This is a genomic window from Streptomyces sp. NPDC104381 (genome assembly GCF_055583745.1).
Genome location: NZ_JBVJNK010000001.1, coordinates 950,186 through 970,977, shown reverse-complemented (window position 1 = coordinate 970,977; position 20,792 = coordinate 950,186). Strand labels below are relative to the sequence as shown.

16 protein-coding genes and 1 pseudogene are annotated in these 20,792 nt (G+C 70.6%); 3 read left to right on the top strand and 14 right to left on the bottom strand.

What is annotated here, in order from left to right; translation table 11 throughout:
* Nucleotides 1-3 precede the first annotated feature (3 nt).
* The 3 genes from zwf to pgl are packed head-to-tail and all read left to right on the top strand — an operon-like array spanning nucleotide 4 to nucleotide 3,343.
* Nucleotides 4-1,536, top strand: coding sequence for a glucose-6-phosphate dehydrogenase (gene zwf / locus ACZ607_RS04335; RefSeq protein ID WP_469731536.1), 1,533 nt, complete (start codon nucleotides 4-6; stop codon nucleotides 1,534-1,536).
* A complete protein-coding gene (gene opcA / locus ACZ607_RS04330; RefSeq protein ID WP_469731534.1) occupies nucleotides 1,533-2,564 on the top strand; it encodes a glucose-6-phosphate dehydrogenase assembly protein OpcA in 1,032 nt (343 codons plus the stop codon). The genes zwf and opcA overlap by 4 nt, the downstream gene beginning before the upstream one ends.
* Nucleotides 2,561-3,343 carry a 6-phosphogluconolactonase gene (gene pgl / locus ACZ607_RS04325; RefSeq protein ID WP_469731532.1) on the top strand — a complete coding sequence of 261 codons (783 nt, stop codon included), beginning with the start codon at nucleotides 2,561-2,563 and terminating at the stop codon, nucleotides 3,341-3,343. Before opcA ends, pgl begins: the two co-directional genes overlap by 4 nt.
* Nucleotides 3,344-3,403: 60 nt before the next feature.
* Here pgl and ACZ607_RS04320 read toward each other — a convergent pair.
* The 14 genes and pseudogenes from ACZ607_RS04320 to uvrA all read right to left on the bottom strand — a co-directional run bounded on the left by ACZ607_RS04320 (nucleotide 3,404) and on the right by uvrA (nucleotide 20,647).
* A pseudogene (locus tag ACZ607_RS04320) lies at nucleotides 3,404-4,913 on the bottom strand (PH domain-containing protein).
* The gene (locus tag ACZ607_RS04315; protein WP_469731531.1) at nucleotides 4,910-5,413 is read right to left on the bottom strand and encodes a PH domain-containing protein; all 504 of its coding nucleotides are present in this window, start codon (nucleotides 5,411-5,413) and stop codon (nucleotides 4,910-4,912) included. The pseudogene ACZ607_RS04320 and the gene ACZ607_RS04315 overlap by 4 nt, the downstream one beginning before the upstream one ends.
* A 3-nt stretch (nucleotides 5,414-5,416) precedes the next feature.
* Complete coding sequence (gene pgi, locus ACZ607_RS04310; RefSeq protein ID WP_469731529.1) at nucleotides 5,417-7,069, bottom strand: glucose-6-phosphate isomerase; 1,653 nt, start codon at nucleotides 7,067-7,069, stop codon at nucleotides 5,417-5,419.
* A gap of 151 nt (nucleotides 7,070-7,220) precedes the next feature.
* Nucleotides 7,221-7,556, bottom strand: a complete 336-nt coding sequence (locus tag ACZ607_RS04305; RefSeq protein ID WP_099176117.1) for an RNA polymerase-binding protein RbpA — start codon at nucleotides 7,554-7,556, stop codon at nucleotides 7,221-7,223.
* Between the two features lie 109 nt (nucleotides 7,557-7,665).
* Nucleotides 7,666-7,902 carry a preprotein translocase subunit SecG gene (secG, locus tag ACZ607_RS04300; protein ID WP_014156893.1) on the bottom strand — a complete coding sequence of 79 codons (237 nt, stop codon included), beginning with the start codon at nucleotides 7,900-7,902 and terminating at the stop codon, nucleotides 7,666-7,668.
* A 113-nt stretch (nucleotides 7,903-8,015) separates the two neighbouring features.
* Entirely contained in the window at nucleotides 8,016-8,792 is a 777-nt protein-coding gene (gene tpiA, locus ACZ607_RS04295; protein WP_469731526.1) for a triose-phosphate isomerase, read from the bottom strand.
* Nucleotides 8,793-8,798: 6 nt separating this feature from the next.
* Entirely contained in the window at nucleotides 8,799-10,010 is a 1,212-nt protein-coding gene (locus ACZ607_RS04290; protein WP_469731524.1) for a phosphoglycerate kinase, read from the bottom strand.
* 114 nt (nucleotides 10,011-10,124) lie between these two features.
* On the bottom strand, nucleotides 10,125-11,135 hold the full coding sequence (gap, locus tag ACZ607_RS04285) for a type I glyceraldehyde-3-phosphate dehydrogenase (RefSeq protein WP_469731522.1): 1,011 nt from the start codon (nucleotides 11,133-11,135) through the stop codon (nucleotides 10,125-10,127).
* 614 nt (nucleotides 11,136-11,749) lie between these two features.
* Complete coding sequence (gene whiA, locus ACZ607_RS04280; RefSeq protein ID WP_018104603.1) at nucleotides 11,750-12,739, bottom strand: DNA-binding protein WhiA; 990 nt, start codon at nucleotides 12,737-12,739, stop codon at nucleotides 11,750-11,752.
* Nucleotides 12,730-13,764 carry a gluconeogenesis factor YvcK family protein gene (locus tag ACZ607_RS04275; protein WP_469731520.1) on the bottom strand — a complete coding sequence of 345 codons (1,035 nt, stop codon included), beginning with the start codon at nucleotides 13,762-13,764 and terminating at the stop codon, nucleotides 12,730-12,732. Before ACZ607_RS04275 ends, whiA begins: the two co-directional genes overlap by 10 nt.
* Nucleotides 13,761-14,726, bottom strand: coding sequence for an RNase adapter RapZ (gene rapZ, locus ACZ607_RS04270; RefSeq protein ID WP_469731518.1), 966 nt, complete (start codon nucleotides 14,724-14,726; stop codon nucleotides 13,761-13,763). Before rapZ ends, ACZ607_RS04275 begins: the two co-directional genes overlap by 4 nt.
* Nucleotides 14,723-16,882 (bottom strand): excinuclease ABC subunit UvrC, encoded by a 2,160-nt coding sequence (gene uvrC, locus ACZ607_RS04265; protein ID WP_469731517.1) that lies wholly within the window; start codon nucleotides 16,880-16,882, stop codon nucleotides 14,723-14,725. Before uvrC ends, rapZ begins: the two co-directional genes overlap by 4 nt.
* Nucleotides 16,883-16,987: 105 nt before the next feature.
* The gene (locus ACZ607_RS04260) at nucleotides 16,988-17,416 is read right to left on the bottom strand and encodes a Rieske (2Fe-2S) protein (protein WP_469731515.1); all 429 of its coding nucleotides are present in this window, start codon (nucleotides 17,414-17,416) and stop codon (nucleotides 16,988-16,990) included.
* Nucleotides 17,417-17,626: 210 nt separating this feature from the next.
* Nucleotides 17,627-20,647, bottom strand: a complete 3,021-nt coding sequence (gene uvrA, locus ACZ607_RS04255) for an excinuclease ABC subunit UvrA (RefSeq protein WP_469731513.1) — start codon at nucleotides 20,645-20,647, stop codon at nucleotides 17,627-17,629.
* Nucleotides 20,648-20,792: the final 145 nt, after the last annotated feature.

Genomic DNA, 20,792 nt, shown 5'->3' with positions numbered 1-20,792 from the left:
ACCTTGTCTGGTGTTCCCGGAGCCAACCCGCTCCGTGACGCCCAGGACCGACGGCTCCCGCGTATCGCGGGGCCGTCGGGCCTGGTGATCTTTGGCGTCACGGGCGATTTGTCCCGTAAAAAGCTGATGCCCGCCGTCTACGACCTGGCCAATCGCGGCCTGCTGCCGCCGGGCTTCTCGCTCATCGGTTTCGCGCGCCGCGACTGGGAGGACGAAGACTTCGCCCAGGTCGTCCACGACGCCGTGAAAGAGCACTCCCGCACCCCGTTCCGCGAAGAGGTCTGGCAGCAGCTCAGCCAGGGCATGCGCTTCGTCCAGGGCAACTTCGACGACGACGTCGCCTTCGAGACCCTCAGGGCGACGATCGAGGAGCTCGACAAGGCGCAGGGGACGGGCGGCAACTTCGCCTTCTACCTGTCCGTGCCGCCGAAGTTCTTCCCCAAGGTCGTCCAGCAGCTCAAGAAGCACGGGCTGGCCGACCAGCAGGAGGGCAGCTGGCGACGGGCCGTCATCGAGAAGCCGTTCGGTCACGACCTGGAGAGCGCGCAGGAGCTGAACCAGCTCGTGCACGACGTCTTCCCGCCGAACGAGGTCTTCCGTATCGACCACTACCTCGGCAAGGAGACGGTCCAGAACATCCTGGCGCTGCGCTTCGCCAACACGATGTGGGAGCCGATCTGGAACAGGTCGTACGTCGACCACGTCCAGATCACGATGGCCGAGGACATCGGCATCGGCGGCCGGGCCGGTTACTACGACGGCATCGGCGCGGCCCGCGACGTCATCCAGAACCACCTGCTCCAGCTGCTGGCGCTGACGGCGATGGAGGAGCCCGGCTCCTTCCACCCCAAGGCCCTGGTCGCCGAGAAGCTGAAGGTGCTCACGGCGGTGGAGCTGCCCGAGGACCTGGGCAGTCACACGGTGCGCGGGCAGTACACGCACGCGTGGCAGGGCGGGGAGGAGGTGCCCGGCTACCTCGAGGAGGAGGGCATCGACCCCAAGTCGAAGACCGACACCTTCGCCGCGATCAAGCTGACGATCAACAACCGCCGCTGGGCGGGCGTTCCGTTCTATCTCCGTACCGGCAAGCGCCTCGGCCGCCGGGTCACCGAGATCGCGGTCGTCTTCAAGCGCGCCCCGTATCTGCCCTTCGAGTCCGGTGCGACGGAGGAGCTCGGCGGCAACGCCCTGGTCATCCGGGTGCAGCCGGACGAGGGGGTCACGGTCCGGTTCGGCTCCAAGGTGCCCGGCACCTCCATGGAGGTGCGGGACGTCACGATGGACTTCGCGTACGGCGAGTCCTTCACGGAGTCCAGCCCGGAGGCGTACGAGCGGCTCATCCTCGATGTCCTGCTCGGCGACGCCAACCTCTTCCCCCGCCACCAGGAGGTCGAGCTCTCCTGGAACATCCTCGACCCGATCGAGGAGTACTGGGACAAGCACGGCAAGCCCGCCCGGTACGCGGCCGGCACCTGGGGTCCGGCCGAGGCCGACGAGATGCTCGCACGCGACGGACGGAGCTGGCGCCGGCCATGAAGATCGATCTCACGGAAACCACGTCCAGCAAGATCAACCAGGCCCTCATCTCGGCCCGCCGGGACATCGGCTCCCCCGCCGTCGGCATGGTCCTCACCCTGGTCATCGTCACGGACGAGGAGAACGCCTACGACGCCCTCAAGGCGGCGAACGACTCCTCGCGCGAGCACCCCTCGCGGATCATCGTGGTGATCAAGAGGGTCAGCCGTTCACCGCGTGCGCGCCGCGACGCCCGGCTCGACGCCGAGATCCGGGTCGGCTCCGACGCGGGCTCGGGTGAGACCGTCGTCCTGCGTCTGCACGGCGAACTGGCCAACCACGCCCAGTCCGTGGTCCTGCCGCTGCTGCTGCCGGACGCCCCGGTGGTGGCGTGGTGGCCGGAGGACGCTCCGGCGGACCCGGCCAAGGACCCGCTGGGCGCCCTCGCCCAGCGCCGTATCACCGACACCTACTCCGCCGAGCACCCGCTCGACGAGCTGTCGGTGCGTGCGGCGACGTACCGGCCGGGCGACACGGACCTGGCCTGGACCCGCATCACCCCGTGGCGCTCGATGCTGGCGGCCGCGCTCGACCAGCAGCCGGCGCAGGTCGTCTCGGCGACGGTCGAGGGCGAGTCCGACAACCCGAGCTGCGAGCTGCTCGCGATGTGGCTCGCGGACCGGCTCGGCGTCCCGGTCGAGCGGACGCTCTCCGGCGGTCCCGGTCTGACGGCCGTGCGGCTGGAGACCAAGAACGGCGTGATCGTCCTGGACCGGCCCGACGGCTCGCTGGCGACGCTCTGCATGGCCGGGCAGCCGGACCGCGCGGTCGCGCTGAAGCGGCGGGAGACCGCCGAGCTCCTCGCGGAGGAGCTGCGCCGTCTGGACCCGGACAACATCTACGAGGCGACGGTGAAGTTCGGTGTGGAGCGCCTCGGCGGTCCCACCGAGGCGTCGTCGGTCGGTGCGGGGCAGAAGCGGGCGGAGCCGGCCGGCTCGGCCGCGCCTGCCGCGAAGAAGGCGGCGGCCAAGAAGGCGGCGTCGAAGTGAGTGCCCCGCAGCTCGTCGTGCACCGCGACAAGGAGCTGATGGCCCAGGCCGCGGCGGCCCGGCTGATCACGAAGATCGTGGACGCCCAGGCCGCCCGCGGTTCCGCCTCGGTGGTCCTCACCGGCGGACGCAACGGCAACGGCCTGCTGGCCGCGCTCGGCGGCTCGCCCGCCCGGGACGCGATCGACTGGTCGCGGCTCGATCTGTGGTGGGGCGACGAGCGCTTCCTGCCCGAGGGCGATCCGGAGCGCAATGTCACGCAGGCCCGTGAGGCCCTGCTGGACAAGGTGGAGCTGGATCCCGCGCGGGTCCACGCGATGCCCGCGTCCGACGGGCCGTACGGCGACGACGCCGACTCCGCCGCCGCGGGGTACGCGGCGGAGCTGGCCGCCGCGGCGGGCCCGGAGGACCACGGGCCCGTCCCGACGTTCGACGTGCTGATGCTGGGCGTCGGTCCGGACACGCATGTCGCGTCGCTCTTCCCGGAGCTGCCGGCGGTGCGGGAGACCGAGCGCACCGTGGTCGGTGTGCACGGCGCCCCGAAGCCGCCGCCCACCCGTGTCTCGCTCACGCTGCCCGCCATCCGGGCGGCGCGCGAGGTGTGGCTGCTGGCCGCGGGTGAGGACAAGGCGGAGGCGGCGGAGATCGCGCTGTCCGGGGCCGGGGAGATCCAGGCCCCGGCGGCGGGGGCGTACGGCCGCAGCCGCACGCTGTGGCTGCTGGACGGCCCGGCCGCCTCCCGGCTGCCGCGCGCGCTGTATCCGCCCGCTTCGGCGTAGGCATGTACCGAAGAGGCCTGGTTCCGCTCCCCCGGAGCGAAACCAGGCCTCTCTCGTGTCTCAGGCCCGGTCGAGGAAGGGCTCCAGCAGGCCCGGGACGGCCTCCGCGGCGAAGGCGAGGCCCTCCGGAGGCATCGGTGTCGCGCGCGGTGTAGGCGCCCCCTCCCGCGGCCGTCGTGGCGGTGACGCTCAGCAGCCCGGCGCGGCGCTGGAAGCAGGACTGCCGCACGGTCCACCCGATCACGCCGGACCGTTGGAGGGCCGCGGTGGACCGCCGGAAGGTGCCGGAGCGGGTCACCAGGTAGTCGCCGCTGAGCGCGTGCCCCAGGGAGCGGTACGCGTCGAGGGCCAGCAGCACCGCGACGGGCACGGACACCACCGCGCAGGCGAGCGCGGTCAGGAGCAGGACGGGCGTCAGCAGGAGCCCCAGCACGACCTGGACCAGCACCGGTACGAGGGTGGCGATCAGGGCGCGGCGGAGCCGCCGGCCCCGGGCGGCGCGGGGGTGGGCGGTCAGCGGGGCGCCCGTCGGGGAGAGCGGCTCGCGCAGCACCCCGGCGGCGACGGTGACGGCCCGGGTCCGGGGCGCGGGCGGGAGCAGGGTGTTGTGGTCGGCGTTCCTGGCCTCCTCGTCCTTGGCGAGGCCGGTGGTGATGGCGTCCAGACGGGCCGCGCCGACCAGCCGGACGCCCAGCGGCTCGACCAGGTCGACGCCGCGCAGCCGGGCCTCCTCGACGGATATGGACCGGGAGGTGAACAGCCCGCGCCTCACCCGCAGGGTGCCGCCGGGTTCGCGCTCCAGGCGGTAGTTCCACCACATCTCGACCCAGAGGCCGAGCGCCCCGACGACGCCCGCGACCAGGGCGGCGAGGACCAGGGTGACGATCATCCAGAGCAGCGTGGTGTCCCGGAAGCGGTCGCCGATCCATGTGATGACCTCGGCCTGGGCCCCGACCCAGTCGCTGACCTGCATCACGGCCCCGGCGGCCGCCCCGCCGAGCACGGGGGCGCCGAAGGAGAACGGGGCGTAGCGGATCCAGCGGGGGTCGAGGACGGCCAGTTCGCCGTCGTGGCGGACGCCGGGCGGTGCGGTGGCGGCGCGTTCCAGCAGGAGGCGGCGCAGCCGTTCGCCCTCGGCGCGGGCGACCGGGTCCAGTTCGAGGGTGGACTCGGAGCCCTGTTCGCCGGTGCCGATCCTGACGGTGACCAGGCCGAGGAGGCGCAGCAGCGGGTGTGCGGTCAGGTCGACGCTGCGGATCCGCTCGCGGGCCAGGGAGCGCCGTTTGACCAGCAGAAGACCGCTGTGCAGCTCGACCCGCTCACCGCCGACGCGGTAGCGGGTGCGCCGCCAGCGCACGTAGTCGCCGGCGGCGGCGCAGCCGATCAGCAGGGCGGCCCCGGCCAGGGTCCAGCCGATGGCCGCCGGATAGCCGAGCCGCCCGGAGAGCCCCGCCACGGCCGGGAGGGCGGCGCCCAGGGCCACCCCCGCGGTGACGAGCGCGGTGACGAGGACCGTGCGGCGGTGGATCCGCCGCCACGGAGGGCCGGTCTCGTCGGCGGCGGTGCTCATGTGGCGTCACCGGGCGTGTCCTGGGTGATCCGGGTGAGCCGCTCGGCGAGGTCGGCGGCCGTCCCGTGGGCGAGGCCCTCGATCTTCACCGCGCCCTTGGCGGAGGCGGTGGTGACGGTGACCGTGGCCAGCCCGAAGAGGTGTTCCAGCGGGCCCCGCACGGTGTCCACGGTCTGGATGCGGGACATCGGCGCGATCCGCCACTCCTGCAGGAAGACCCCGGTCCGTACGTAGACGGCCTCGTCGGTGACCTCCCAGCGGTGGGTACGGAACCACCACAGGGGGAAGAGGACGGCGCAGGACAGTCCGATGACCGCCAGCACGGCGGCGGGCGTCCACAGCCAGAACCTGGCCGGGGCGATGAACGCCCCGAGGATGCCCAGGACCGCCACCGGGGCCGCCGTCAGCAGCAGCCACTGGGCCCGCCACCAGCCGACGGCACCGCGGTCCGGCCGGTTGCGCGGCGGCCTGAGCCGTACCGTCCCCTCCCCCGTGGTCATCGCTCAGCGGCCCCGCAGCGCGCGGTACGTCGAGACGAGCGCGGCGGTGGAACTGTCCAGCTGTTCGCCGCCCTTGCCCTGGGTGAGGACCGGCTCGATCTTCTTGGCGAGGACCTTGCCGAGCTCGACGCCCCACTGGTCGAAGGAGTCGATGTTCCAGACGGCGCCCTGGACGAACACCTTGTGCTCGTACAGGGCGATCAGCTGGCCGAGGACCGACGGGGTGAGGCGGTCCGCGAGGATCGTGGTCGTCGGGTGGTTGCCGCGGAACGTCTTGTGCGGCACGAGCTCCTCGGGAACGCCCTCCGCGCGGACCTCCTCGGGCGTCTTGCCGAAGGCGAGGGCCTGGGTCTGGGCGAAGAAGTTGGCCATCAGCAGGTCGTGCTGGGCGATCAGCCCGGGCAGCAGGTCGTGGACCGGTGCGGCGAAGCCGATGAAGTCGGCCGGGATGATCTTCGTACCCTGGTGGATCAACTGGTAGTAGGCGTGCTGCCCGTTGGTGCCGGGGGTGCCCCAGACGACCGGCCCGGTCTCCCACTCCACCGGGTTCCCGTCGCGGTCCACGGACTTGCCGTTGGACTCCATGTCCAGCTGCTGCAGGTACGCGGTGAACTTGGACAGATAGTGGCTGTAGGGCAGCACCGCGTGGGACTGGGCGTCGAAGAACTGGCCGTACCAGATGCCCAGCAGGCCCAGCAGCAGCGGGGCGTTCTCCTCGGCGGGGGCGGTGCGGAAGTGCTCGTCGACGAGGTGGAAGCCGTCGAGCATCTCGCGGAACCGGTCGGGGCCGACGGCGATCATCAGTGACAGGCCGATCGCCGAGTCGAAGGAGTAGCGTCCTCCGACCCAGTCCCAGAACTCGAACATGTTGGCCGTGTCGATGCCGAAGTCCGCGACCTTCTCCGCGTTGGTCGACAGCGCCACGAAGTGCTTGGCGACGGCGTCCTGACCGGCCTTCAGCTCGGTGAGGAGCCAGTCGCGGGCGGAGGTGGCGTTGGTGATGGTCTCGATCGTCGTGAAGGTCTTGGACGCGACGATGAAGAGCGTCTCGGCCGGGTCGAGGCCCTGCACCGCCTCGTGGAGGTCGGCGCCGTCGACGTTCGACACGAAGCGGACGTCCAGCGAGCGGTCCGTGAAGGAGCGCAGCACCTCGTACGCCATGGCGGGGCCGAGGTCGGAACCGCCGATACCGATGTTGACGATGTTCTTGATCGGCCTGCCGGTGTGGCCGGTCCACTCGCCGGCCCTGATCCGGTCCGAGAACGTGGCCATCCGGTCCAGGACGTCGTGCACGGCGGGCACCACGTTCTCGCCGTCGACCTCGACCACGGCACCCCGCGGGGCACGGAGCGCGGTGTGCAGGACGGCGCGGTCCTCGGTCGTGTTGATCTTCTCGCCGCGGAACATCGCGTCCCGCAGCCCGGCCACGTCCGTGGCGGCGGCGAGCTCGCGCAGAAGGCGCAGCGTCTCGTCGGTGACCAGGTGCTTGGAGTAGTCGATGTGGAGGTCGCCGACGCGGAGGGTGTACTGCTTCCCCCGGTCCGGCGCGTCCGCGAACAGCTGCCGCAGATGTGTCCCCCCGAACTCCTCACGGTGCTTACCGAGAGCCGTCCACTCGGGCATCTGGTTGAGCTTGGTTCGGCTTTGTGCGTTCATCCCGGAAATCGCCCACTTCTCTCGTACCTGCAACCTTCCCCGCTGCCCCTCCAACCTAATTGATCAGAAGGGTGCGACGGGCATAGGCGAGCTACCGGGGACATACGAATTCCGGCCGGTCACCCAGGGGTGACCGGCCGGTGGACAACTTCTAGATCTCGCCGCGGAGTTTCGCCAGGGCCTCGGCGAGGATCGCCTCGCCGTCCGCGTCGCTGCGCCGCTCGCGCACGTACGCCAGATGCGTCTTGTACGGCTCGGTGCGGGGCGGCGCCGGCGGGCTGTCCCGGTCCTGTCCTGCCGGGAAGCCGCAGCGCGGGCAGTCCCAGGTCTCCGGTACCTGCGCGTCATGGGCGAAGCTCGGCTGCGTCTCGTGCCCGTTCGAGCACCAGAAGGAGATGCGGGCGCGTGGCGCGGACTCGCCGCGCTCGGCCTCCCCCATCGGCCCCGCTCCGACCCGGCTTCCCCGGATCGCGTTGCCACTTGCCACGGTCGTAACTCCCTGCGTGATGGTGCTCGAAGATGCCCCAGTCTACGTAAGGCCCAACGCGCGTCCAGTGAAAGGAGTTACACCGTCACCGGGAATCGCGAACGACGGGTCAGCTGTCCAGCTTGATGAGCAGAGCAAGGACGACAATGCACGCGAACCAGGCCAGACCGACCACGACGGTGATGCGGTCGAGGTTCCGCTCGGCGACCGAGGAGCCGCCCACGGAGGACTGCATTCCACCACCGAACATGTCGGAAAGGCCGCCGCCCTTTCCCTTGTGCATCAGCACCAGCAGCATCAGCAGCAGGCTGAAGACGATCAGGGCGATCTCGAACGCCAAAACCACGGCTGGTCCCTACTTTCCGGAATTCCTAGGACTGCATGTACGAACAGCGGGGGCCCGGGGGTATACCCCCCTCGGCCCCCGCAAGGGTACGACGGATCGGCGCTACCGCATACTCACTGGTCGCGGAAGCGAACGATCTTGACGAACTCGTCGGCGTCGAGCGCGGCACCGCCGATGAGGGCGCCGTCCACGTCGGGCTGCGCCATGATGGCCGCGACGTTGCCGGACTTCACCGAGCCGCCGTACTGGATACGGACGGCGTCGGCCAGCTCCTGCGAGTACAGCTCGGCGAGACGCCCGCGGATCGCTCCGCATACCTCCTGGGCGTCCTCGGGGGTGGCGACCTCGCCGGTCCCGATGGCCCAGACCGGCTCGTACGCGATCACGATGGACTCGGCCTGCTCGGCCGGGATGTCCTTCAGCGCGCCGTCGAGCTGCGCCAGCGTGTAGGAGACCTGGTCACCGGCCTTGCGGACGTCCAGGCCCTCGCCGACGCAGAGGATCGGGGTCAGGCCGTGCTTGAAGGCGGCCTTCACCTTGGCGTTGCAGATCTCGTCGTTCTCGCCGTGGTACTGGCGGCGCTCGCTGTGGCCGACGGCCACGAACGTGCACTTCAGCTTGGCGAGCATCGGACCGGAGATCTCACCGGTGTACGCGCCGGAGTCCTGCGCCGAGATGTCCTGGGCGCCGTACTTGATCTTCAGCTTGTCGCCGTCGACCAGCGTCTGCACGGAGCGCAGGTCGGTGAAGGGCGGCAGGACGGCGACCTCGACCGCGTCGTAGTCCTTGTCGGCCAGGGCGAAGGCGAGCTTCTGGACGTGGGCGATGGCCTCGAGGTGGTTGAGGTTCATCTTCCAGTTGCCCGCCATGAGCGGAGTGCGGGTGGTCATTGAGGGTCAGTCCTCCAGTGCGGCGAGTCCGGGAAGCGTCTTGCCCTCGAGGTATTCGAGGCTGGCGCCGCCACCGGTCGAGATGTGTCCGAATGCGTTCTCGTCGAAGCCGAGGATGCGCACGGCGGCCGCGGAGTCCCCGCCGCCGACGACGCTGAAGGCATCGGAGTCGACGAGGGCCTGGGCGACCGCCTTGGTGCCCTCGGCGTAGTCGGGGTGCTCGAAGACACCCATCGGGCCGTTCCAGAAGACGGTGGCCGCGTCGGCGAGCTTCTCCGCGTACAGCTTGCGGGTCTCCGGGCCGATGTCCAGGCCCTCCTGGTCGGCCGGGATGGCGTCGGCGGCGACCGTGGTGGGGTGGGCCGGGGCCTTGGTCTTCAGGTCCGGGAACTCGTGGGCGACGAGGACGTCGACGGGGAGGACGAACTCCACGCCGAGCTCCTCGGCCCGCTTGAGGTAGCCCTGGACGGCCGGGACCTGGTCCTCCTGGAGCAGCGAGATGCCGACCTCGTGGCCCTTGGCCTTGAGGAAGGTGTACGCCATGCCGCCGCCGATCAGGATGCGGTCGGCCTTCTCCAGCAGGTGGTCGATCACGCCGAGCTTGTCGGAGACCTTGGCACCGCCGAGGACCACGGCGTACGGGCGCGCGACGTCCTCGGTGAGCTTCTTCAGGACGCCGACCTCGGTGGCGATCAGTCCGCCGGCCGCGTGCGGCAGCCGGGCCGGGAGGTCGAAGACCGAGGCGTGCTTGCGGTGGACGGCGCCGAAGCCGTCGCCCACGTACACGTCGGCGAGCTCGGCGAGCTGGTCGGCGAAGGCGCCGCGCTCGGCGTCGTCCTTCGACGTCTCGCCGGGGTTGAAGCGGAGGTTCTCGATGACGGCGACCTGGCCGTCGGCGAGACCCGCGACGGTCGCGCGGGCGGACTCGCCGACGGTGTCGGTCGCGAAGGCGACCTCGGTGCCGAGCAGCTCGCCGAGGCGCGCGGCGGCGGGGGCCAGCGAGAAGGCCGGGTCCGGGGCGCCCTTGGGGCGGCCCAGGTGCGAGGCGACGACGACCCGCGCGCCGGCTGCGGCGAGCTCGGCGATCGTCGGGCGGACGGCGCGGATGCGCCCGTCGTCGGTGATCGTGGTGCCGTCCAGCGGCACGTTGAGGTCGGCGCGGACGAATACCCGCTTGCCCGCGACCCCTTCGGCGAGAAGTTCGTCGATCGTCTTCATCTCTGTTCCCATACTCCTTGGAAGGACGGATGAGCATGCGAGGGGGCTCGAACGGCGCCGCGTCGCGCCGTCCGAGCCCCTCACATCACACCTGGATGCCTGCCGATCCTAGGATCAGAGCTGGCCGCCGACGAAGACGGTCAGGTCGACGAGGCGGTTGGAGTAACCCCACTCGTTGTCGTACCAGCCGAGGATCTTCACCGTGTTGCCCTCCTGGACCATGGTCAGGGAGGAGTCGAAGGTGCAGGACGACGGGTCGCCGACGATGTCGGAGGACACGATCGGGTCCTCGGTGTACGTCAGGAAGCCCTTGAGGTCGCCGTCGTCGGACGCCTTCTTGAACGCGGCGTTGACCTCGTCCTTGGTGACCTCGCGCTGAAGGGTCACGACGAGGTCGGTGGCGGAGCCGGTCGGGACCGGGACGCGCATCGCGATGCCGTCGAGCTTGCCCTTGAGCTGCGGGAGGACCAGGGCGGTCGCCTTGGCGGCGCCCGTCGTGGTCGGGATGATGTTCTCGGCGGCGGCGCGGGCGCGGCGCAGGTCCGAGTGCGGGAAGTCCAGGATGCGCTGGTCGTTCGTGTACGCGTGGACCGTCGTCATCAGGCCCTTGACGATGCCGAAGTTCTCGTCGAGAACCTTGGCCATCGGCGCCACACAGTTGGTGGTGCAGGAGGCGTTGGAGATGACGTGGTGGTTGGCCGCGTCGTACTTGTCCTGGTTGACGCCCATCACGATGGTGATGTCCTCGTCCTTGGCCGGAGCCGAGATGAGGACCTTCTTGGCGCCACCGGCGATGTGCTTCGCGGCGTCGGCCTTCTTGGTGAAGATGCCGGTCGACTCGACGACGATGTCGACGCCCAGCTCGCCCCACGGGATGTCGGCCGGGTTGCGCTCGGAGAGCACCTTGATGGTGTGGCCGTCGACGGTGATGGTGTCGGCGGTGTGGCTGACCTCCGCCTTGAGACGACCCAGAATGGTGTCGTACTTCAGCAGGTGAGCCGTGGTCGCGGTGTCACCCAGGTCGTTGACAGCCACGATCTCGATGTCCGCACCCTGCTCCAGCAGCGCGCGGAAGTAGTTACGACCGATGCGGCCAAAGCCGTTGATGCCTACGCGGATCGTCACGAACCGATCTCCTCGTTAGGAACGCCGGTTTCGATGCCGGCGAGTTTTATAGGGATGTCCCCGACCGCCTCCGACCCTACCTCTCCGAAGGCCCGGGAGTGACATCGAGAGGGGTGGTGCGAAAGGGGATCCTCTTACCGCCGAGTAGGAGTACGGGATTCCGGTCACGGAGGGCGGCGGGGGACGCCCCTCGCCCGCCGCACGTCACCAAGCGTCAACACCCGCCCGACCAGGGCCCCTTGCGGCGGCCCGGCGGCCGGCGACCGCCTCCGGCGCGATATCACCGGGAGTCACCGCAGCGGTCGCTGACGCGGGCTCAGCCACCGGGATTCCGCACCGCGCGGGCGCCGGGAATGGCCTCCGGGGCATATTCATCCGGAGAGGGACGCGGCGAACCGTAAGTGCCACGCTCAATTGTGCGGAGGTGCACTCAATCGATAAATGTGCTGTTCCGCCGCGCAGCCGGGCAACACACTTTCGAGGGCCCGGAGCCGGAACTGCGGAGATCGCCGCTCATTCGTGCGGGGCGGCGCTCCGAATCCATTCCTGAAATTATCGGAATGACCGAGGCCCCGGCCGGGGGCGGTGCCTCCGGCCGGGGCCTCCTGCCGCTCTCAGCCCACCAGGCCGTCGGCGAGCTCCTCGCTGAGCGTCGACTCCGTCCCGGGGATGCCGAGGTCCTGGGCCCGCTTGTCCGCCATGGCCAGCAGGCGCCTGATCCGGCCGGCGACGGCGTCCTTGGTCAGCGGCGGGTCGGCGAGCGCTCCCAGCTCCTCCAGGGATGCCTGCTTGTGCTCCATGCGCAGCCGTCCGGCCGCCGCGAGGTGCTCCGGGACCTCCTCGCCCAGGATCTCCAGCGCACGCCCCACCCGGGCGCCGGCGGCGACCGCCGCACGGGCGGAGCGGCGGAGGTTGGCGTCGTCGAAGTTGGCGAGCCGGTTGGCCGTGGCACGCACCTCGCGCCGCATCCGGCGCTCCTCCCAGGCCAGCACCGACTCATGGGCGCCGAGGCGGGTCAGCAGGGCACCGATGGCGTCACCGTCCCGGACGACGACACGGTCGACGCCGCGCACCTCCCGGGCCTTGGCCGCGATGGAGAGCCTGCGGGCGGCCCCGACCAGGGCGAGCGCGGCCTCCGGGCCGGGGCAGGTCACCTCCAGCGACGAGGAACGTCCGGGCTCGGTGAGCGATCCGTGAGCCAGGAAGGCGCCGCGCCAGGCCGCCTCCGCGTCGCAGGTGGCCCCCGAGACCACCTGCGGGGGCAGGCCGCGGATGGGACGGCCGCGGCCGTCCACCAGTCCGGTCTGGCGCGCCAGCTGGTCGCCGCCCGCCACCACCCGTACGACGTAGCGGGAGCCGCGGCGCAGGCCGCCGGGAGCCATCACGATCAGCTCCGAGCTGTGCCCGAAGATCTCGAGGATGTCCCGCTTGAGCCGGCGAGCCGCCATGGCCGTGTCCAGCTCGGCCTCGATCACGATCCGGCCGCTCACCAGGTGCAGCCCGCCCGCGAACCGAAGAATCGCCGAGACCTCCGCCTTTCTGCAGCAGGTCCGGGTCACGGGAAGCCGAGAGACTTCGTCCTTCACCGCTGGCGTCATCGCCATGGGCCGATCCTTCCATGCATCCGAAAAATACGGTCGTACGCGGCGGCCAACAGCTCCGGATCATGAATCGGAACGCCGTCGGGTGAGGCCACGGGGGCCAGCTCGACCGCGGCTCCGAGCCGCTGTGCGGCGTCGGCGAGGGACTCGCGGTCGGGCACGGCGGCCTCGTCGGCCAGCACCACGTCCATGGCGAGTTTAGGGGCGTGTCGTCCCAAAACCTCCAAATGACGCTGCGGTGAGAAGCCTTCTGTTTCACCGGGCTGCGGTGCGAGGTTCAGCGAGAGGACCTTGCGGGCCTTCGTGGTGACCAGTGCGTCCAGCAGTTCGGGCACCAGAAGGTGCGGGATCACCGAGGAGAACCAGGACCCGGGGCCGAGCACCACCCAGTCGGCGTCGAGCACCGCGGCCACCGCCTCGGGGACGGCCGGCGGGTCGGCGGGCACCAGGTGGACGGACTGCACCTCGCCGGGGGTCAGCGCCACCGTCGCCTGCCCGCGCACGGTGACGATGTCCTCGGGGCACTCCAGGTCGTGCCCCCGCACGAGGGCCTGGAGCTCCAGGGGGACGGCGGACATCGGCAGCACCCTGCCGTGGGCCCCGAGCAGCTTGCCGACCAGGTCGAGGGCCTGGACGTGGTCCCCCAGCTGTTCCCAGAGGGCGACGATGAGCAGATTGCCCACGGCGTGCTCGTGCAGATCGCCCTTCGACTCGAAGCGGTGCTGGATGACCTGGGCCCAGGTCTGGCCCCACTCGTCGTCGCCGCAGAGCGCGGCGAGCGCCTTGCGCAGGTCGCCCGGCGGGAGGACCCCGAGCTCCTCGCGGAGCCGGCCGCTGGAGCCGCCGTCGTCGGCGACGGTCACCACCGCCGTGAGATCGCCGGTGATCCGGCGCAGCGCCGTGAGCGAGGCCGACAGCCCCATGCCGCCGCCGAGGGCGACGACCTTGGGCTGCGCGCCCCGCTTACGGCCGGAGAGCGCGGCCGTGGCCCTGCTCAGCCGGCGCTGACGCAGATGGCGACTGCTCACTCTCGCCCCATGTCCCGGTGGACGAGGACGGTCTCGATCCCCTCGGTCGCCAGCCGGGCGGCCAGCTTCTCCGACATCGCCACGGAACGGTGCTTGCCGCCAGTACAGCCCACGGCGATGGTCACGTAGCGCTTGCCCTCGCGGCGGTAACCGGCGGCGATGAGCTGGAGCAGCTCCGTGTACTGGTTGAGGAACTCCTTGGCGCCCGGCTGGTCGAAGACGTAGTCGGACACCTCCTCGTTGAGCCCGGTGAAGGGGCGGAGCTCCGGGACCCAGTGCGGGTTGGGCAGGAAGCGGCAGTCGACGACGAGGTCGGCGTCGACCGGCAGGCCGTACTTGAAGCCGAACGACATCACCGTCGCCCGCAGCTCCGGCTCCTCGTCGCCGGCGAACTGGGCGTCCATCTTGGCCCGCAGCTCGTGCACGTTGAGGCTGGAGGTGTCGATGACCAGGTCGGCGTCGCCGCGCAGCTCACGCAGCAGATCGCGCTCGGCCGCGATGCCGTCGACGATGCGGCCGTCGCCCTGGAGCGGGTGCGGACGCCGGACCGATTCGAAACGGCGTACGAGTGCGTCGTCGGAGGACTCCAGGAAGACGATCCGCCGGGTGACGTTCTTCGCCTCCAGGTCGGCCAGGGACTCCCGGAGGTTGTCGAAGAAACGGCGGCCCCGTACGTCGACGACGACGGCGATGCGGGCGACGTTGCCCTGGGACCGGGCGCCGAGCTCCACCATCGTGGGGATCAGCGCGGGCGGCAGGTTGTCCACGACGAACCAGCCGAGGTCCTCCAGACACTTGGCGGCGGTGCTGCGCCCGGCGCCCGACATTCCGGAGATGATCACCAGCTCGGGGATGGCGGGCGCCGCGGCCTCGGCCTTCTCCGTGGTGCTTCCCGTACTCACGTGTGCTGCTCCGTCTGCTCGACCGCGTTCGTTCCGGTGTTCATGCGCGTGCTCGGTCATGTCGTGCTGCCCCCGTCGTCCTCTTCAATGATCTCTCCAGTGGCGGTGTTCACGGCGGGCGCGGCCGGGGCGGCCGCGGCGAAGGCGGCGGCCACCGATTCCGCGGTCCTGCGCCCTATCCCCGGGACCTCGCAGATCTCGTCGATTGTCGCCTGCCTCAGCTTCTTGACGGAGCCGAAGTGCTTGATCAGTGCCTGCTTGCGGGTCTCACCGAGGCCCGGGACATCGTCGAGAGGGCTGCTGCGGATGCGCTTGGCCCGCTTGGCCCGCTGGTAGGTGATGGCGAAGCGGTGGGCCTCGTCCCGGATGCGCTGGAGGAGATAGAGGCCCTCGCTGGAGCGGGGCAGGACCACCGGATCGTCGTCGTCGGGCACCCAGACCTCTTCCAGGCGCTTCGCGAGACCGCAGACGGCGATGTCGTCGATGCCCAGCTCGTCCAGGGCCCGCTTGGCGGCGGCCACCTGGGGCTGTCCCCCGTCGACGACGACGAGCTGGGGCGGGTAGGCGAAGCGCTTGGGGCGTCCGTCGTCCTCGCGGGGCTCCTCCCGGACGGGAACGGAGTCCTGCGGGGCGGGCGCCACCGCCCCGGGCCGGCCGGTCGCACCGGGCCCGGGCTCGCCGGTCGTACGGGCCTCGTCGGGCGCACCCGCCCCGGGCTCGCCGGTCGCACCGGTCGCGCCGGGGCCCGCGTCAGGGCCGTCGGGAGCCGGGACGGGACCCGTGGGTGCCGGGGTGTCCTCCCACTCCCCCGTCCGCTCCTTCTCCTGGAGGTAGCGCTTGAAGCGGCGGCCGATGACCTCGTGCATCGACCGGACGTCGTCCTGGCCCTCGAAGCCCTTGATCTGGAAGCGGCGGTACTCGCTCTTGCGGGCGAGGCCGTCCTCGAAGACCACCATCGACGCGACCACGTCGTCACCCTGGAGGTGGGAGATGTCGAAGCACTCGACGCGCAGCGGCGCGGTGTCGAGGCCGAGCGCCTCGGCGATCTCCTCCAGGGCGCGGGAGCGCGTCGTCAGGTCGGACGCGCGCTTGGTCTTGTGCAGCCCGAGCGCCTGCTGGGCGTTGCGCTGGACCGTGCCCATGAGGTCCTTCTTGTCGCCCCGCTGCGGGATGCGCAGGCTGACCTGGGACCCCCTGCGGTCCGCGAGCCACTGGGACACGGCGTCGGGGTCCTCGGGAAGCGCCGGGACCAGCACCTCCTTGGGGACGGAGTCGCCCGTCTCCTCGCCGTAGAGCTGCTGGAGCGCGTGTTCCACCAGGCCCGCGGTGTCGACGGCCTCGACCTTGTCGGTGACCCAGCCGCGCTGGCCCCGCACGCGTCCGCCGCGGACGTGGAAGATCTGGACCGCCGCTTCGAGCTCGTCCTCGGCGACGGCGATCAGGTCGGCGTCGGTGGCGTCGGCGAGCACGACGGCGCTCTTCTCCATGGCCCGCTTCAGCGCCTCCGCGTCGTCGCGCAGCCGGGCCGCCCGCTCGTACTCCATCTCCTCGGCCGCCTGCATCATGTCCTTCTCCAGGCGGCGGATGTACGTCCCGGTGCGGCCTGCCATGAAGTCGCAGAAGTCCTCGGCCAGATCCCGGTGTTCCTCGGGGGTGACCCGCCCGACGCAGGGGGCGGAGCACTTGCCGATGTAGCCGAGGAGGCAGGGGCGGCCGGTGCGCTCGGCGTTCTTGAAGACGCCGGCGGAGCAGGTGCGCACGGGGAAGACCCGGAGCATCAGGTCGACGGTCTCGCGGATCGCCCAGGCGTGCCCGTACGGACCGAAGTAGCGCACGCCCTTCTTCTTGGCGCCGCGCATGACCTGGACGCGCGGGAAGTCCTCGTTGAGCGTGACCGCGAGGTAGGGGTAGCTCTTGTCGTCGCGGTACTTGACGTTGAACCGGGGGTCGAACTCCTTGATCCAGGAGTACTCCAGCTGAAGCGCCTCGACCTCGGTGGACACCACGGTCCACTCCACGGAGGCGGCGGTGGTCACCATCGTGCGCGTACGCGGATGCAGACCGGCCAGGTCCTGGAAGTAGTTGGCCAGGCGCTGGCGCAGGTTCTTCGCCTTGCCGACGTAGATCACCCGGCGGTGCTCGTCGCGGAACTTGTAGACCCCCGGGGAGTCGGGGATCTGTCCCGGCTTGGGGCGGTAGCTGGAGGGGTCTGCCATGTCTCATACCCTACTTGCGGGCAGTGACAGAGCGGGATTTCCGGGCCCCCGGAACCGGGGGCCGGCCGTCCCGCAGGGCGCCTGGGACCGGGAACGGCCCTCCGGTCAGGCCCCGGGGCCCGCGACGAGCTTTCCGCCCTCGACCTTCACCGGGACGGAGGGCAGCGGCACGGTGGCCGGGCCCTGGACGACCTTTCCCGTGGTCACGTCGAAGCGGCTGCCGTGGCAGGGGCAGTTGCCCTCGTTCTCCTCGACCTTGTCCAGGAGGCAACCGGCGTGGGTGCACTGCGCGCTGAAGGCCTTGTACTGCCCGGCGGCCGGGCAGCTCACGACGACCCGCTGCTCCCGGTAGAGCTTCGCCCCGCCGACCGGGACCTCCTCGGCGGCGCCGAGCTCCACGGGTGCGGTGGGCGTGGGCGTCTGTGCGTGGCCGAGCTTCGACTCGGTCGAACAGGCTGCCGCTCCCAGCCCGGCGGCACCGGCCAGAGCGGCGCCCTTCAGTACGGTACGGCGGGCGGCGGGCAGGCCGGGCATGCGGTCTCCACGTGTCGGGGGGACAGAGAGCCGCCGTCACCGTCCGGGGCACCGGGTGCCGGGGACTCCGGGCACGGGCCGCGCCTGAAGGCATGGGCGACAGACCCGACGATACCGGTGGAGAACGCCGGCCCCTCGACCGGCCCCCGGGGACGGGGAGAGGCGGAACGGGCCGGCCCCCGTGCAGGGGGCCGGCCCGTCCGGCCGGTGTCAGGCCTTCCGTGCGCGCGTGGCCTTCTTCGCCGCGGGGCGCTGCTCGGCCGCCGTCTTCCCCGCGGTCCTGGCCGTGGCCGTCCTGCGGGTCGTGGCCGCCTTCGCCGCGACGGCCTTCTTCGCGGGCGCCTTACGCGCCTTGCGGGCCGCCGGGACCGCGGCCTCACCGATCCGGTCCGCGCCCAGGATCTCCTGGAGGAACTTCCCGGTGTGGCTGGCCGGCACCGAGGCCACGTGCTCCGGGGTGCCCTCGGCGACCACCAGACCGCCGCCGTTGCCGCCCTCGGGGCCCATGTCGACGACCCAGTCGGCGGTCTTGATCACATCGAGGTTGTGCTCGATGACGATCACCGTGTTGCCCTTGTCGACCAGGCCCGAGAGGACCGAGATGAGCTTGCTGATGTCCTCGAAGTGCAGACCGGTCGTCGGCTCGTCCAGGACGTAGACCGTGCGGCCGGTGGACCGCTTCTGCAGCTCGCTCGCCAGCTTCACGCGCTGCGCCTCACCGCCGGAGAGCGTCGGCGCGGACTGGCCGAGCCGGACGTATCCGAGGCCGACCTCGTTGAGCGTACGGAGGTGACGGGCGATCGTGGGGACGGCCTCGAAGAACTCCAGGCCCTCCTCGATCGGCATGTCCAGCACCTCGGCGATGGACTTGCCCTTGTAGTGGACCTCCAGGGTCTCCCGGTTGTAGCGCGCACCATGGCAGACCTCGCACGGGACGTACACATCGGGCAGGAAGTTCATCTCGATCTTGATCGTGCCGTCGCCGGAGCAGTTCTCGCAGCGGCCGCCCTTGACGTTGAAGGAGAAGCGGCCCGGCAGATAGCCGCGCACCTTCGCCTCCATCGTCTCGGCGAAGAGCCTGCGGACGTGGTCGAAGACCCCGGTGTACGTCGCCGGGTTGGAGCGGGGCGTACGGCCGATCGGCGACTGGTCGACGTGCACGACCTTGTCGACGAGGTCGTCGCCGTCGACCCGGGTGTGCCGCCCGGGGACCGACTTGGCGCCGTTGAGCTCGCGCGCCAGGTGGGTGTAGAGGATGTCGTTGACCAGGGTCGACTTCCCCGATCCGGAGACGCCGGTGACCGCGGTGAGCACACCGAGCGGGAAGGAGACGTCGATGTCCTGGAGATTGTTCTCGCGGGCGCCGTGCACCGTGAGACGGCGCTTCGGGTCGACGGGACGCCGGATGTCCGGCATCTCGATGGCCCGCTTCCCCGCGAGGTACTGGCCGGTGATCGACTCCTTGTTGGCCAGCAGCTCCTTGAGCGAGCCGGAGTGGACGACCTTGCCGCCGTGCTCACCGGCGCCGGGACCGATGTCGACGACCCAGTCGGCGACCTTGATGGTGTCCTCGTCGTGCTCGACGACGATGAGCGTGTTGCCCATGTCCCGGAGCCGGACCAGGGTCTCGATCAGCCGGTGGTTGTCGCGCTGGTGCAGGCCGATGGACGGCTCGTCCAGGACGTACAGCACGCCGACGAGTCCGGAGCCGATCTGGGTGGCGAGCCGGATGCGCTGGGCCTCGCCGCCGGACAGGGTGCCCGCGGCGCGGTTCAGCGAGAGGTAGTCGAGGCCCACGTCGACGAGGAACCTCAGCCGCTCGTTGACCTCCTTGAGGACCCGCTCGGCGATCTTCTTGTCGCGGGCGTTCAGCTTGAGGCGGCCGAGGAACTCGGCGCACTCGCTGATCGACATCGCGGCGACCTCGGCGATGGACTTCTCCATCACCGTCACCGCGAGGACCAGCGGCTTGAGCCGGGTGCCCTCACAGGTGGGGCAGGCCACCTCGCGCATGTATCCCTCGAAGCGCTCCCGGCTGGAGTCGCTCTCGGCCTCGGAGTGGCGCCGCTTGACGTACTGGACGGCGCCCTCGAAGCGGGGCGTGGTGTAGGCGCGCTCGCGCCCGTACCTGTTGCGGTAGCGGACCTCGGTCTGGATCTTGTGACCGTGGAGCAGCGCCTTCTTGGCGCGCTGCGGCAGTCCGGCCCAGGGGATGTCCGTACGGAATCCGAGGGCGTCGGCCAGGGCGTTGATCTGGCGCCCGAAGTACTCCTTGGTGTGGCCGTGCGACCAGGGGTGGATCGCGCCCTCGTCCAGGGACTTGTCCTCGTCCGGGACGATCAGCTCGGGGTCGACCTCCATGCGCGTACCGATGCCCGTGCAGTCGGGGCAGGCGCCGAAGGGCGAGTTGAAGGAGAAGGAGCGGGGCTCCAGCTCCTCGAAGGAGAGGTCGTCGTACGGGCAGTAGAGGTGCTCGGAGTACATCCGCTCACGCTCGGGGTCGTCCGCCTCGAGGTCGACGAAGTCGAGCACGACCATGCCGCCGGAGAGGCCGAGCGCCGTCTCCACGGAGTCGGTCAGCCGGCGCTTGGCGCTGTCCTTCACCGTGAGGCGGTCGATGACCACCTCGATGGTGTGCTTCTCCTGCTTCTTCAGCGTGGGCGGCTCGGACAGCTGGATCGTCTCGCCGTCGACGCGGGCCCTGCTGTAGCCCTTGGTCTGGAGGTCGGCGAAGAGGTCGACGAACTCGCCCTTGCGCTCGCGCACCAGCGGCGAGAGCACCTGGAAGCGGCTGCCCTCGGGCAGGCCGAGCACCTTGTCGACGATGGCCTGCGGCGACTGGCGCGCGATGGGCCTTCCGCACTCGGGGCAGTGCGGCTTGCCGATCCTGGCGAAGAGCAGCCGGAGGTAGTCGTAGACCTCGGTGATGGTGCCGACCGTCGAGCGCGGGTTGCGCGAGGTCGACTTCTGGTCGATGGAGACGGCGGGCGAGAGGCCTTCGATGAAGTCCACGTCCGGCTTGTCCATCTGGCCGAGGAACTGACGGGCGTACGAGGAGAGGGACTCCACGTAGCGCCGCTGGCCCTCGGCGAAGATCGTGTCGAACGCGAGCGACGACTTGCCCGATCCGGAGAGCCCGGTGAAGACGATGAGGGAGTCACGGGGGAGATCGAGCGAGACGTTCTTCAGGTTGTGCTCGCGCGCGCCACGGACGATGAGACGGTCGGCCACGCCGGTCCGCACCTTTCTGGAGAGAAATGGGGGAACTGAGCCCCTGTCCCAGGGTATGGGGGGCGCCACAGCGATGTATGAAGCTTTCGACTCCGAGCGTATAGCACGCGCATTCGATTTACGGTCGACCGAAGACTCCATCACC